The 13,176-nt window shown below is 63.5% G+C and carries 14 protein-coding genes; 10 read left to right on the top strand and 4 right to left on the bottom strand.

Annotated elements, in window-relative coordinates; genetic code table 11:
• The first annotated feature begins 1 nt into the window (after window position 1).
• Window positions 2-2,074 (top strand): hypothetical protein, encoded by a 2,073-nt coding sequence (locus JO965_RS06480; protein ID WP_203442872.1) that lies wholly within the window; start codon window positions 2-4, stop codon window positions 2,072-2,074.
• Between the two features lie 18 nt (window positions 2,075-2,092).
• Here JO965_RS06480 and JO965_RS06475 read toward each other — a convergent pair whose 3' ends face one another.
• Window positions 2,093-2,602: a GNAT family N-acetyltransferase gene (locus tag JO965_RS06475; protein ID WP_203442871.1), complete on the bottom strand. Its 510-nt coding sequence runs from the start codon at window positions 2,600-2,602 to the stop codon at window positions 2,093-2,095.
• 155 nt (window positions 2,603-2,757) lie between these two features.
• Complete coding sequence (locus JO965_RS06470) at window positions 2,758-3,237, bottom strand: NUDIX domain-containing protein (protein WP_203442870.1); 480 nt, start codon at window positions 3,235-3,237, stop codon at window positions 2,758-2,760.
• 338 nt (window positions 3,238-3,575) lie between these two features.
• Between JO965_RS06470 and mbfA the strand changes: the two genes are divergently transcribed.
• The 9 genes from mbfA to JO965_RS06425 all read left to right on the top strand — a co-directional run bounded on the left by mbfA (window position 3,576) and on the right by JO965_RS06425 (window position 11,898).
• Window positions 3,576-4,547: an iron exporter MbfA gene (gene mbfA / locus JO965_RS06465; protein ID WP_203442869.1), complete on the top strand. Its 972-nt coding sequence runs from the start codon at window positions 3,576-3,578 to the stop codon at window positions 4,545-4,547.
• 53 nt (window positions 4,548-4,600) lie between these two features.
• The gene (locus tag JO965_RS06460; RefSeq protein WP_203444085.1) at window positions 4,601-5,515 is read left to right on the top strand and encodes a metallophosphoesterase; all 915 of its coding nucleotides are present in this window, start codon (window positions 4,601-4,603) and stop codon (window positions 5,513-5,515) included.
• A gap of 283 nt (window positions 5,516-5,798) precedes the next feature.
• Entirely contained in the window at window positions 5,799-6,617 is an 819-nt protein-coding gene (locus JO965_RS06455; RefSeq protein ID WP_203442868.1) for a DUF4142 domain-containing protein, read from the top strand.
• 163 nt (window positions 6,618-6,780) lie between these two features.
• A complete protein-coding gene (locus JO965_RS06450; protein WP_203442867.1) occupies window positions 6,781-7,479 on the top strand; it encodes a fumarylacetoacetate hydrolase family protein in 699 nt (232 codons plus the stop codon).
• Window positions 7,480-7,603: 124 nt separating this feature from the next.
• Window positions 7,604-8,449, top strand: a complete 846-nt coding sequence (locus tag JO965_RS06445; protein ID WP_203442866.1) for a lysine/arginine/ornithine ABC transporter substrate-binding protein — start codon at window positions 7,604-7,606, stop codon at window positions 8,447-8,449.
• A 220-nt stretch (window positions 8,450-8,669) separates the two neighbouring features.
• The gene (locus JO965_RS06440; protein WP_203442865.1) at window positions 8,670-9,515 is read left to right on the top strand and encodes a lysine/arginine/ornithine ABC transporter substrate-binding protein; all 846 of its coding nucleotides are present in this window, start codon (window positions 8,670-8,672) and stop codon (window positions 9,513-9,515) included.
• Window positions 9,516-9,648: 133 nt separating this feature from the next.
• Window positions 9,649-10,371, top strand: coding sequence for an ABC transporter permease (locus tag JO965_RS06435; protein ID WP_203442864.1), 723 nt, complete (start codon window positions 9,649-9,651; stop codon window positions 10,369-10,371).
• Entirely contained in the window at window positions 10,371-11,096 is a 726-nt protein-coding gene (locus JO965_RS06430; protein ID WP_203442863.1) for an ABC transporter permease, read from the top strand. The genes JO965_RS06435 and JO965_RS06430 overlap by 1 nt, the downstream gene beginning before the upstream one ends.
• Entirely contained in the window at window positions 11,089-11,898 is an 810-nt protein-coding gene (locus JO965_RS06425; RefSeq protein WP_246776763.1) for an ABC transporter ATP-binding protein, read from the top strand. The genes JO965_RS06430 and JO965_RS06425 overlap by 8 nt, the downstream gene beginning before the upstream one ends.
• A gap of 197 nt (window positions 11,899-12,095) precedes the next feature.
• Here JO965_RS06425 and JO965_RS06420 read toward each other — a convergent pair whose 3' ends face one another.
• Both JO965_RS06420 and JO965_RS06415 read right to left on the bottom strand, forming a co-directional pair.
• Entirely contained in the window at window positions 12,096-12,476 is a 381-nt protein-coding gene (locus tag JO965_RS06420; RefSeq protein WP_203442862.1) for a hypothetical protein, read from the bottom strand.
• Window positions 12,476-12,913 (bottom strand): DUF4112 domain-containing protein, encoded by a 438-nt coding sequence (locus JO965_RS06415; protein ID WP_203442861.1) that lies wholly within the window; start codon window positions 12,911-12,913, stop codon window positions 12,476-12,478. The genes JO965_RS06420 and JO965_RS06415 overlap by 1 nt, the downstream gene beginning before the upstream one ends.
• Between the last annotated feature and the right edge of the window lie 263 nt (window positions 12,914-13,176).

Below are 13,176 nucleotides of genomic sequence, written 5' to 3'. Positions count from 1 at the left end.
GTTGCTCTCGATCAGCTTCTCCCCACTCATCCCGACTTATGCCCTTTGGGTCTTTGGCGCAGTCGTCGCGCTGCTCGTAGTGCTTGCGCTGGTCTCCCGCGGACCGGTTGCAATCCTCAGAGCCATCGCCCTTGGCCTCGTTCTCCTCGCTCTCGCCAACCCGGCGCTCGTGCAGGAGGATCGGGAGAAGGTGAAGGATATCGTGGCGGTTGTCATCGACCGCTCGACGTCGCAGACCCTGGGCGACCGCTCACCCATGACCGATCAGGTGCGAGCGGAACTGGAGCGCCGCTTCGGCTCGCTGGCCGATGTGGATCCCCGCTTCATCGAGGCGGATGACGGCAACGGCGATGACGGCACGCGCCTGTTCGCCGCCCTCTCGAACGGCCTCGCCGATGTGCCGCCGGACCGGCTCGCCGGTGTTATCTTCGTCACCGACGGCGTAGTGCACGACATTCCGCCCTCCGTGGAAGGCCTCGGCTTCCGGGCACCGCTTCATGCGCTCATCACCGGCCGCCCCGACGAGCGCGATCGGCAAATCAAGCTGCTGGAGGCGCCCCGCTTCGGCATCGTCGGCAAGGATCAGACCATCCGCGCACAGATTATGGAGCGCGGCGGCACGGGGTCGGCTCTCGTCACCGTGCGCCGGGACGGCCAGGTCCTCACCCGCCAGCAGGTGCGGGCCGATACCCCCTTCTCGCTCGATGTGCGTATCGAGCATGGCGGCACCAATGTGATCGAGCTCGAAGTGGAGGGCCTGCCGAACGAACTGACGCAGACCAACAATCGTGCCGTCGTTCCGATCGAAGGCATCCGCGAGAAGCTGCGCGTGCTGCTGGTCTCCGGCGAGCCGCATGCGGGCGAGCGCACCTGGCGCAATCTGCTGAAATCCGATGCCAATGTGGACCTCGTCCATTTCACGATTCTTCGGCCGCCGGAGAAGCAGGACGGCACGCCGATCAACGAGCTCTCGCTGATCGCCTTCCCGACTCGCGAGCTGTTCCAGCAGAAGATCAAGGAATTCGACCTGATCATCTTCGACCGCTATGCGAACCAGAGCATCCTGCCATCGAGCTATTTCGAGAACATCGTGCGCTACGTGCGCGAAGGCGGCGCGATCCTCGTGGCAGCGGGACCGGAATTCGCGAGCTATGGCAGCCTCGCGCAGACGCGGCTTGCACCGATCATTCCGGGTCAGCCCAACGGCAGCATCGTCGAGCAGCCCTATAAGGCCGAGATTACCGATACCGGCGACCGGCATCCCGTCACCCGCGACCTACCAGGCTCCGAGCAATCGCCACCCGCCTGGGGCGAGTGGCTGCGCATCATCGGCTCGCAGGTGCAATCGGGCGACACCCTCATGTCGGGTGCAAACGATCTGCCGCTTCTCGTGCTGCGCCGGGAGGACAAGGGCCGCGTGGCACTGCTTCTTTCCGATCATGCCTGGCTCTGGGCCCGCGGCTATCAGGATGGCGGACCGCATCTCGACCTGCTGCGCCGCCTCGCCCATTGGCTCATGAAGGAACCGGCCCTCGAAGAGGAGGCGCTACGCGCAAGTGCGCAAGGGCGCGATATCCGAATCGAGCGGCAGACCATGGCGGAGACAACCGATCCCGCGACCCTCATCGCGCCGAGCGGTGCGGAGAGCAGCGTGCCGCTCACCGAGACGCGCCCCGGCCTCTTCACTGCGCAGGTGGCAAGCCGAGAGCTTGGATTGCACACTGTCCGTTCGGGCGATCTCATCACCTTCGTCAGTATCGGACCGGCCAATCCGCGCGAGCTGACGGACGTGTTCAGCAATACCGAGGCCTTGAGTTCGATTGCCGAGGCGACGGGTGGATCGGTGCGGCGGGTCGCGATGGCAGGCGATCAGAGCATCACGGTGCCACGCATTCTCGCGGTGCATTCTGGCACACGCTTTTCCGGCGGCGACTGGATCGGCATCAAGCCAAGCGACAGCGCCATCGTGCGCGGCGTGTCCGTCTTCCCGATGGCGCTCGGCTTCGTCGGTCTGGCGCTCCTGATCGGCTCGACGCTCGTTGCCTGGCTGATCGAAGGACGCCGCAGGGCCTGATCAGGAATTCTGGCCTGATCAGGAATCCTGCGGCAGCGGGCTCACCAGCCCCTTCGCGCCGGCCATCGCCCCCTCCGCCAGCTCCAGCGCCAGGAAACGGGCAGGATTGACCGGACCCGGAAGCTGCAGTTGCTGTGGCGGGATGCGCTTGAAGCCGAAGCGGCTGTAATAAGGCTCGTCACCAACGAGCAACACCAGGGTATGGCCTTTCGCCTTGGCGGCATCGAGCGAGCGCTGCATCAAGGCCGCACCGATGCCACGGCTCTCGAAGGCGGGCTCCACGGTGAGCGGTCCCAGCATCAGGGCGGACACCTTGCCGGCCTTCACCGGCGTCAGGCGCACCGAGCCGACGAGCAGGGTGCCGACCAGGGCGGTGAACGACAGATCGAGCAGATGGGACGCCCCTTCCCTCAGGCGAGACGCAGTGCGGGCAAAGCGGCCCGGGCCGAAAGCGCGCTCGTGCAGGCGCTCGATGGCCTCGGAATCGATGGGTTGTTCGGTGCGGATCAGGAGCGAGAGCTCGGTCATGAACGGACTCACGGAAGGACGAGAAACGACAAATGGCGGCTGGACGTGATGTCAGCCGTGTCGTCGTCGCAGAATCCGGGTGTTGCTCATGGGGCTCGGCGTTTCCTTTATGGCTTAGGCCATAGCAGCGTCGGGAACGCGGCGCAAATGCTCTCTCACCAGTTCGCTGAGAGAGATTGCCCCTCGAGGATTTCGGCCAGACGGTTGCGGGTGGCTGCCGTCGTCTCTTCTGGCAATCGGTCGAGCGGGAAAAAGCCGGCCTCGGCGATTTCCCTGTCCGGCTGTTTGACCTCCAGCACCGTGAAGCGCCGGATCACATAGACCAGCACGTGATCGCGCTGGGAGATCCTGTTGTTGAAGAAGATGCCGAAGAGATGAGGTGTCTCGTCGAGGGCGATGCAGGCTTCTTCCCGAAGTTCGCGATCAAGCGCATCCAATGCCGCCTCCCCGGTCTCGACGCCGCCGCCCGGCAGATGCCAGCCGGCAACATAGGTGTGTCTGATGAGAAAGACCCGGTCCTGCTGGTCGAGAACGACTCCGCGAACACCCAGGGTCAGGCCGCGGGAGAAGCGCCAATAAGTATGAAGAGCCCGGGAGATGAGGCGCGGCGACCGGCGTGGCTGGGAGTCAGACATCGAACCACCCAATCAGAACAAGATTACCGGACGATGAACGTGGCCATTCATGAAATGCATAGCTGTTCTCGCAATTTGGCGCGTGACCCGCATTATACGAAGGTCTAAGACAGCGCCAACCAAAGGTGCTCCAATGTTTCTCGCGCTGATCCTGTCCCGTCTCAACCGTTCCGCCCGCTTCTCCTGGTCCCCGGCCCTCAACCTTGAGGACCGCTCGATCTATTCGACCCTGATCCCGGGCGCGCAGTACTGAGTTTCGCGCCATTCTCCCTGCCCACACAGGGAGACTTGGCGGCAGCCCGCTTTCTTGTTTAGAATATTTCTAAATAGGAGCGGGTATGAAGTCTCTGTCTGAATTGTCCGAGCGCGAGGTTATCGCGCTCGCCATCGGCAACGAAGAGGAAGATTCGCGGATCTACCAGCATTTCGCGGATCGCCTCCGTCCCGATTTCCCCGCCTCGGCCGAGATCTTCGACGGCATGGCCGAGGAAGAGCGAGCCCATCGCAATTCCCTCTACGGCTTCTATCGCTCCCGTTTCGGCGAGCATCTGCCTCCCATCCGCCGGGAGGACGTGCGCGGCTTCCTGAAGCGCCGCGCCTTTTGGTGGAGCCCGCATCTCGATCTCAACCGCATGCGCCGCGAGGCGGAGGTCATGGAGCTGCAGGCGGCGAATTTCTATGAAAAGGCCGCCCAGCAGACCCTGGACGTATCCGTGCGGGAATTGTTCACGAAGCTCGCGGAAGTCGAGCGCGGTCATGAGCGCAAGGCGAGCGAGTTGCATGCTGCCCACCTGACCGAGAACGTCGAAGCTGCCGAGGAGCACGCCCGCCACAGACTCTTCGTGCTGCAATATGTGCAGCCAGGTCTGGCCGGGCTCATCGACGGCTCGGTTTCGACCCTCGCGCCCCTGTTTGCCGCGGCCTTCGCCACCCAGAACAACTGGGAGACCTTTCTGGTCGGGCTTGCAGCCTCGGTCGGCGCCGGCATCAGCATGGGCCTGACGGAAGCGCTCTCCGACGACGGTGAGATCACCGGCCGCGGTTCGCCCTGGCTGCGCGGCCTCGTCTGCGGCGTCATGACGGCAGCCGGTGGCATCGGCCATACCCTGCCCTATCTCGTGCCGGATTCCTGGCCCAATGCATTCATTCTCGCGACCAGCATCGCAACGCTCGTCGTGGCGGTCGAACTCGTCGCCATTTCATGGATCCGCACGCGATACATGGAGACGCCGTTCTGGCGCGCGACCTATCAGGTCATCGTCGGCGGCGTTCTGGTGCTTCTCGCCGGCATCTTCATCGGCAGCGCTTGACGGATCGGGCCACGCGCGCGAACTCTCGCTTCCCTCGCATCAACCCGGCCGCCATGTTCCGCATCGCTCATCTGACCGACCCCCATGTGGGCCCGCTTCCCCGGCCGCGCCTGAAGCAGCTTTTGAGCAAGCGCCTGACCGGCTGGTACAACTGGCACCGCAGCCGGCAGGATCTGCACGACATGGAGCTCCTGGCCGAGCTCGTCGCCGACATCCATGCGCAGAAGCCCGACCACATCACCTGTACGGGCGACACCTGCAATATCGGCCTGCCAGACGAATGGAAGACATCACGCGTTTTTCTCGAAGGTCTGGGCGATCCGTCTCGTGTCACCTTCGTGCCGGGCAATCACGACGCCTATGTTCGCGGGTCCCTCGAAGGCCTCATGCGAGAGATTGCGCCCTGGACCCGCGGCGACGACGGCCGTGAGGCCGTCTTTCCCTATCTGCGTCGCTACGGGCGCATCGCCATCATTGGCCTGTCATCGGCGATCCCGACCCTGCCCTTCGTGGCCTCGGGCCGGGTCGGCTCGAAGCAATCGAAGGCTGTCGAGCAGATTCTCGGAGAGCTCGGGCGCGATCCAGACTGTTTCCGCATCATCCTCATTCACCACCCGCCGCATGTCGGCGGGGCCGAGGCCGGGCGCAATCTCACCGATGCGCGCCGCTTCGAGAAGATGCTGGGCCGAGTCGGCGCCGAACTCGTACTCCATGGCCACAACCATGTCGGCTCGCTCGCCCATCTCGACGGTCCGCGCGGTCCCATTCCGGTCATCGGCGCGCCGTCCGCCTCGGCCCGCAGCGGGACGCTGACCCACAAGGCTGGCTATCATCTCTTCACCATCGACCGCGACGACACCGGCTTCCTCCTGACGGCAGAGCTGCGCGGCCTGAAGCCTGACGGTACGGTCGGCGGGATGGGCATGCTATCGCTTGCACGCATTCGTCAGCCAAAAGATAAGCTTTGATTCTGCTTTTCGGCCCAGCTTCTTGGGACGCAAAGTTTATGACAAGGCCTCACCCACCACCTGAAATGAGGAACTTCACTGGAAACCGTTGTTTTGACTGGGATTGACGAACTATCTTCCTGACAGTTGCCATCCGTTTCATCCTTGATGGCAGCATATCCTTATCTCTTCTGGAACCGCTCAGATCGCCCTCCGTTGAAGGGGTGCAGCAGACACCATGAGCTTGCAAGCCCGATTGGCTTCGCTTGGCGTTCTGCGCCCCCCTGACAACAGGAGTCATCCCATGAAAAAATATCTTTCCCTTGCGGCCTTGCTTGCATCCGTTTCGGCCGTCCCGGCCACTGCCCAGATCATGGACAGTCAGACCTATCGCAGGATGGCGGCTCAATCGGATGCCTTCGAGATCGCCTCGAGCCAGCTTGCCCTTGAGCGTTCGCGCAATCCTGCCGTGCGCCGCTACGCAGAAGACATGATTAAAGACCATGCCATGACCAGCCAGGCCCTCAACGGCGGTCGCCCGGTCTATACCGCGTCCGGTCAGTTCATCGGCGGTTCGCTCGGCGGCGGTCTGGCCGGTGCGGGCATCGGCGCCTTGGTGGGCGGCCCCGTAGGTGCAGCCGTCGGTGCCGGCGTCGGCGCAACTACGGGCGCGGCAGCCGATGCTGCGGCGAGCGGAACTCCCGGCACGGCCGGCGGGACTGCGACCGGTGCCTTGGCTGGAGCCGGTGTCGGCGCCGTGGTCGGTGGGCCGGTAGGCGCAGCGGTTGGCGCGGGTGTCGGCGCGACCACGGGCGCTGCGGCGGGCCGTGCGGCCGATGTGCAATCGACCGGCTCGGTCACTCCGATCCGTCTCGGCATGCCGCTCAGCCCCGAGAAGACCGCCATGCTGAACCAACTCGCCGCCGCTTCGGGCCCGCAATTCGACCGACTCTATGGCCAGGCCCAGCGCGAGGCTCACCAGGAAGCTCTGGCTCTGCATTCGGGTTATGCCCAAGCCGGCAACGATCCGTCCCTGCGCCAGTTCGCAGCCTCGGTCGTGCCGCATATCGAGCAGCACGCCGCGGAAGCCCGTCGCCTTCCCGGCGGCACGGCGCGCCGTTAAACGGCAGCACAGAGACAAGGACTTCACGGCGGGCTCACGGCCCGCCGTTTTCGTATTCGCCGAAAGCGGCATCGCGAACCTGACCGTGCCGGCTTGTGGTGCGCCTCCTAACGTGTAGGAAGGAGCCATTCGGACCTTATTCGCCGACCTATCGCGAGCTTCCATGGCCTACATCATTCCCGCGCCTTCGATTCCCGCCCTCCCCGTTGCCGGCAGCACCGACCTGTTTCCGATCCGCCGCGTCTATTGCGTCGGCCGTAACTATGCGGCCCATGCGCGGGAGATGGGCGGCGATCCGACCCGCGAGCCGCCCTTCTTCTTCATGAAACCGGCGGACGCTCTCCAGCCTGTCCCGGAAGGCGAAACGGCGGATCATTCCTATCCGCCGAAGACCGGGAACTACCATTTCGAAATCGAGATGGTCGTGGCGCTGGCCAAGGGCGGCAAGGACATTCCTGTCGAGCGGGCCCTCGAGCACGTCTTCGGCTATGCGGTTGGCCTCGACATGACCCGCCGCGACCTCCAGGACGAAGCCAAGCAGCTGCGCCGTCCCTGGGAACTGGGCAAGGCGGCGGATCACTCAGGCCCGGTCGGTCCGCTCCACCCGGCTTCGACGATCGGCCATCCAGCGAGCGGAACCATCTCCCTGGCGGTGGACGGCACCCTCAAGCAGAAGGCGGATCTGTCCGACATGATCTGGTCCGTCGCCGAGCAGATCGCCTATCTCTCCGCCTATTTCGAGCTTGCCCCGGGCGACATGATCTTCTCCGGAACTCCGGATGGCGTGGGGGCTGTGACGCAAGGTCAGACCATGGTGGGCGCCATTGAGGGCCTCGGCGAGATCAGGCTGCGGGTTGTGTGAGGCCTTCCGGCCACCTCTTGCCTTTTTGCTAAGTTTGGCTGTTACTGCGTCACGGCGCGGCCCGAACGGCCGCGGTTAAATCAGGCCTCAGCTGCAGCCGGGGCCCACAAACAAGGGAACGACTATGAAATTCGTTAAGTCCGTCGGCTTGGCTCTCCTCGGCTCGGCTCTCGCCATCGGCGGAGCGGCCGCCCAACAGAAGACGGTAAAGATCGCCACGGAAGGCGCCTATGCCCCGTGGAACTTCACCGGTGCGGGCGGCAAGCTCGAGGGCTTCGAGATCGACCTCGCCAACGACCTGTGCAAGCGTATGAACGTCACCTGCGAGATCGTGGCTCAGGACTGGGATGGCATCATCCCGGCGCTCACTGCCAAGAAGTACGACGCCATCATGGCCGGCATGAGCATCACCGACGAGCGCAAGAAGACCATCGACTTCGCTGGTCCTTACGCCAACTCCCCGAATGGCCTCCTGGTGGCGAAGAACTCTCCGCTTGCCAAGGTCCCGGGCACGGGCGAGGCCTATAACCTCTCCTCGCAGCAGGCTGCCGCCGAGAAGGCCATCGAGGCCTACAAGCCGCTCCTGAAGGGCAAGACCGTCGGCGTCCAGACCTCGACGATCCATTCGAACTTCGCCGACAAGTACCTGAAGGGCACGGCCGAGATCCGCGAGTACAAGGCCACCGAGCAGCACGATCTCGATCTGGCTGCCGGGCGCATCGATGCGGTTCTGGCTGACTCGACCGCTATCATCGGCACCCTCGAGAAGCCCGAGTTCAAGGACTACACCATGGTCGGCCCGTCCATCACCGGCGGCATGCTCGGCGCCGGCGTCGGCGTCGGCCTGCGCAAAGGCGAAACCGAACTCAAGAAGAGCTTCGAGGACGCGATCCAGGCCGCGATCAAGGACGGCACGATCAAGAAGCTGTCCGAGAAGTGGTTCAAGATCGACACCACCCCCCGTTCCTGATCCCATCGGATCGAACATCCAAGGCGCGGCTTCGGCCGCGCCTTTTTTGTATCGATCCACCTCAACTGCGACCGAAATCGCCAGCTTGGGCGCTTTATTCAGCATGTTTAGGACTTGCGCCGGCTTGGCTTTTGAATGTTAGCTTCTGGGCGCGAGATGGGGGTCCCTGACGGCCTTCATCCGACAATAGGATCAGTCGAAGCTGACCAGAGGGATGACAATGAAACTCTTTCAAGTTCTGGGTCTCGGCCTGCTGGCCTCAACGCTCGCCATCGGCGGAGCGACGGCGCAGGAGAAGACCGTCAAGATTGCCACGGAAGGCGCCTATGCTCCGTGGAACTTCACGGGTGCGGGCGGCAAGCTCGAAGGCTTCGAGATCGACCTCGCCAACGACCTGTGCAAGCGCATGAACGTCAAGTGCGAGATTGTCGCTCAGGACTGGGACGGCATCATTCCGGCGCTTCAGGCGAAGAAGTACGATGCCATCATGGCCGGCATGAACATCACCGACAAGCGCCTCGAGACGATCAACTTCTCCCGTCCCTATGCCTCGGGCCTCCACGGCTGGGGCGTGATGAAGGACTCGCCTCTGGCGAAGCTCGCCGGCGAGGGCAAGCGGTTCAGCCTCGACAAGGATGCGGCCGCGTCGAAGGCGATGATCGAGGAATGGAAGCCGCTCCTGAAGGGCAAGACCATCGGTGTCCAGGGCTCGACCGTGAACTCGCAATTCCTGGAAAAGTACCTCAAGGACACGATCACTATCCGTGAGTACAAGACCACGGAGCAGCACGATCTCGATCTCTCCGCCGGTCGCGTCGATGCGATCTTCGCCGCCCATTCTTCGCTCAAGGCGACGACCGAAAAGCCGGAATTCAAGGACATGGTCATCGCCGGCGGTGGGGTGAGCGGCGATGTGCTCGGGCGCGGCGTGGCCGTCGGCCTGCGCAAGGACGACACCGAACTCAAGGCCATGTTCGACAAGGCCGTTCAGGCTGCGGTCGATGATGGGACCATTCCGAAGCTCACGCAGAAGTGGTTCAAGGTCGACATGACGCCGCAAAGCTGACAAGAGCGTGTCCCGTCCGGCCTGGCGAAAGCTCGGGCCGGATGGGCGCCGGCATGGGCGGTACCGGATGTGACGGATGGCGGCTTCACCTTCAGCCCTTTTCGAAGGTGAGCCTATTCAGGAAAGTTAAAGCGTGCAGCAGCTGAGCTATTTTGAGCTCGTCGGGTTCGGCCCCAACGGATGGGGATGGGCCCTACTCACCGCGACGGGGATGACGATTGCCGTCGCCACATGCGGCTTCCTCGCGGGCTCCGTTGTCGGGACCCTGGTGGCCTGGGGGAAGATCGGAGGCAACCTGGTGATCCGGAGTCTCGCGGACGGTTACACCACCGTCCTGCGCGGCATTCCCGATCTTCTCGTGATCTATCTCTTCTATTTCGGCGGCAGCGCGGCGCTCGGCGCCATCGGCAGCCTGTTCGGGGCCGAGGGCTTCATCGGCGTGCCCGCGTTCGCGACCGGCGCCATGGCCATTGGCATCGTGTCGGGCGCCTATCAGGCCGAGGTCTTCCGCGGCGCCTATCAGGTCGTCAGCCGCGGCGAGATCGAGGCGGCCCGGTCGGTCGGCATGCATCGCTGGCTGATGTTCCGTCGCATCATCGCTCCGCAGGTCCTGCGCTATGCCATTCCGGGCCTCGGCAACACGTGGCAGCTGGTGCTGAAGGAATCCGCCCTGATCTCCGTGACGGGCCTCGTCGAGCTGCTGCGCCAGTCGCACATCGCGGCGGGCTCCACGCGCCGTCCGTTCGACTTCTACATCACGGCGGCGGTTCTCTACCTGCTCATCACCTGGGTTTCGACCTACATGTTCCAGCGCGCGGAGACCCACTCGATGCGTGGCATGCGGAGGGCTGCCTGATGGATTTCGCCTTCATGCGCGACAGCTTCTTCACGCTCCTGGGCGGCGTGCCGCTGACGCTGAATCTCGCCTTCATGTCCGTTGCGTTCGGCGCCGTCTTCGCCATGCTCCTGGCGCTCATGCGCATGTCGAGGATCAAGGTACTCGACTGGCCGGCTCAGGCCTATGTCTTCGTGTTCCGCGGCACTCCCCTGCTCGTGCAGATCTTCCTGATCTATTACGGCCTCGGACAGTTCCGACCGACGCTGCAGGAATGGGGCCTGTGGACGTTCTTCCGCGAGCCCTATTGGTGCGCGGTCCTCGCGCTCACCCTCAACACCGCGGCCTATGCCAGCGAGATCATGCGCGGCGGCCTGCAATCCGTGCCTCACAACCAGGTCGAGGCGGCACGGGCTTGCGGCATGTCGGGTTTCCTGCTCTTCCGCCGCATCGTCTTCCCGATCGCCGTCCGTCAGGCTCTCCCCGCTTACGGCAGCGAGATCATTCTCATGGTGAAGGCAACCTCGCTTGCCTCCATCATCACCATGATGGAAGTGACCGGACTTGCCGCGAAACTCATCTCGCAGACGTTCCGCGCGGTCGAGGTCTTCATCGTCGCGGGCCTGATCTACCTCATCCTCAACTTCATCATCACGCGCATCATCATGGCCATCGAATGGTGGCTCTCGCCCCATCTGCGCCGCCCCCCGGCCATCGAGCCGCGTCTGGAGGCCGCCCATGTCTAATGGAGTTGCATCCTTGTCGATCCAACCTGCCTCTGCCGAGGCTGCTCCCGCCGTCTCCGTCAACAATCTGCGCAAGAGCTTCGGCAATCTCGAGGTGCTCAAAGGCGTGTCGCTAAGCGCGAAGGAAGGCGACGTGATCTCGATCCTCGGCGCCTCCGGCTCCGGCAAGTCGACCATGCTCCGCTGCATCAATATGCTGGAAGTGCCTGATTCCGGCGAGATCCGCATCGGCGGAGAGACCATCGGGCTCCGGAAGGGTCGCAAGGGCATGGAGCCTGCAGACCAGCGTCAGGTCGACCGCATCCGCTCGCGCGTCGCCATGGTGTTCCAGAGCTTCAATCTCTGGTCTCACATGACGATCCTGGAGAACGTGATCGAAGCGCCCGTGCATGTGCAGAAGCGCCCGAAGGCCGAGTGCATCGCCGAGGCCGAGGAGCTGCTGAAAAAGGTCGGCATCGTCGACAAACGCAATCAGTACCCTTCCCACCTTTCCGGCGGCCAGCAGCAGCGCGCAGCGATTGCGCGGGCGCTCGCCATGCATCCCAAGGTGATGCTGTTCGACGAACCGACCTCCGCACTCGATCCAGAGCTCGTCGGTGAGGTTCTGCGCGTCATGCGCTCGCTCGCCGAGGAAGGCCGCACCATGCTGGTGGTGACGCACGAGATGGGCTTTGCCCGCGATGTGTCGAACCGGGTCGTGTTCCTGCACAAGGGCGTAGTGGAGGAAGAAGGTGCGCCGGCGGAGGTGTTCGGCGCTCCGAAGTCTGAGCGCTTCAAGCAGTTCATCTCAAGCCATCGCTGAGCATTGGCATCGCGAGGTTGGTGACAACACTCTCTCACGTCATGGCCGGGCTTGTCCCGGCCATCCCGATGCTGTGAAGCACTGCGCTTTTCCGATCGGGATCACCGGCACAAGGCCGGTGATGACGGGAGTGTTGTTCGACGCGCTAAGACTTGAGACACAAAGGGCGAAGCGGATGCCGCTTCGCCCTTTTCTCTTTATCGCTTTTCAATCCGCCGGATCGGATGCTGTCCTGAAGAAGGCGGGTATGGAGAGCGAGGATCGATCCGAGGCCCGCGCCAGCCCTCGACATAGGGCTCACGCCTCGTTCCGCCGAGGAACAGGCCGAGCACGGCCGGAACGGCGAGGATCACCAGCGAGACCAGCCCCCAGACCACGACGATGGCGCCAAGCCCCAGGCTTCGCAACGTCATCAGCGCCCAGGACAGCCACTCGACGGTCTCGGGATGGCCGGTGACGATATCCGCATTGCGCGCGGCAACGCCGCCGAAGAAATCGAGAAGGCCGTAGGCACCCCAGGCGAACAGCGACCACACCGCAACCGCGATCCACGCCAGAATCCAGAGGAGACGTTTCATCAGCGCTCCTCCACCCGAACGGCCGTTCCGTCGATCTCGCGCGGACCGCGCCTGGGCGTGCCCAGATGCTCGTGAATGATCCGCAGATTGCGCTGATTGGCCTTGAAGAAGACGTCGAACACGTCGCCCGCGAACGGAATCGCGCCGATGGCCGTATCGACTGCGACGTTGCCGATCATGCGCGCGATCTTCCAGCGCGGCAATCCGAGCTGACGGGCCTCCCAGATGATGTAGCTGGCGAGAGCCGCCGAAATCACATCGCCGACGCCCGGCACGAGGCCGAGCACGGCATCAAAGCCGACGCGCCGGTTCAGGCCGGGAATCAGCACGGCGCTGTCCAGCATTTTGGCGACGAGCGTGACGCGTGCGATCGCGTCGGCCTTTGTCGGGCCTGCGGTCTTGATAGCGTCGAAAACGGCGCTACGGGCAGTGTTCATTCCTGTCTCCGAGGGGCCAATCCCGATGATTGGCACAACGGGCTTTGATGTGTGAATTCAGACAAGGTTCTGCAAGATCGGAAGCTTGTTATGTCATAACTCACCCAAAATTTCCTCTCATAGGATTCCTTGCAAAATAAAGCTTTGCCAGCCGGGCACGATCCCTGATGGCTTAGGTGTTCTTGCCTATGGTCAAGCTTACCTTAGGTAGCCATGCCTAACGTTGCGCACTCAACCGTCAGTTATTGAGCGACAAGCAGCGG

The organism is Microvirga sp. VF16, assembly GCF_016864375.1.
Lineage (GTDB): Bacteria > Pseudomonadota > Alphaproteobacteria > Rhizobiales > Beijerinckiaceae > Microvirga.
The sequence above is the reverse complement of the archived record's forward strand: the minus strand, read 5'-3'. Positions and strand labels throughout refer to the sequence as shown.

Excerpts from the sequence above, each read along its gene's own strand:
- JO965_RS06475 (WP_203442871.1), bottom strand. The coding sequence starts at position 2,602 with ATGACCGAGCTCTCGCTCCTGATCCGCACCGAACAACCCATCGATTCC.
- JO965_RS06470 (WP_203442870.1), bottom strand. The coding sequence starts at position 3,237 with ATGTCTGACTCCCAGCCACGCCGGTCGCCGCGCCTCATCTCCCGGGCT.
- mbfA (WP_203442869.1), top strand. The coding sequence starts at position 3,576 with ATGAAGTCTCTGTCTGAATTGTCCGAGCGCGAGGTTATCGCGCTCGCC.
- JO965_RS06460 (WP_203444085.1), top strand. The coding sequence starts at position 4,601 with ATGTTCCGCATCGCTCATCTGACCGACCCCCATGTGGGCCCGCTTCCC.
- JO965_RS06455 (WP_203442868.1), top strand. The coding sequence starts at position 5,799 with ATGAAAAAATATCTTTCCCTTGCGGCCTTGCTTGCATCCGTTTCGGCC.
- JO965_RS06450 (WP_203442867.1), top strand. The coding sequence starts at position 6,781 with ATGGCCTACATCATTCCCGCGCCTTCGATTCCCGCCCTCCCCGTTGCC.
- JO965_RS06445 (WP_203442866.1), top strand. The coding sequence starts at position 7,604 with ATGAAATTCGTTAAGTCCGTCGGCTTGGCTCTCCTCGGCTCGGCTCTC.
- JO965_RS06440 (WP_203442865.1), top strand. The coding sequence starts at position 8,670 with ATGAAACTCTTTCAAGTTCTGGGTCTCGGCCTGCTGGCCTCAACGCTC.
- JO965_RS06430 (WP_203442863.1), top strand. The coding sequence starts at position 10,371 with ATGGATTTCGCCTTCATGCGCGACAGCTTCTTCACGCTCCTGGGCGGC.
- JO965_RS06425 (WP_246776763.1), top strand. The coding sequence starts at position 11,089 with ATGTCTAATGGAGTTGCATCCTTGTCGATCCAACCTGCCTCTGCCGAG.
- JO965_RS06420 (WP_203442862.1), bottom strand. The coding sequence starts at position 12,476 with ATGAAACGTCTCCTCTGGATTCTGGCGTGGATCGCGGTTGCGGTGTGG.
- JO965_RS06415 (WP_203442861.1), bottom strand. The coding sequence starts at position 12,913 with ATGAACACTGCCCGTAGCGCCGTTTTCGACGCTATCAAGACCGCAGGC.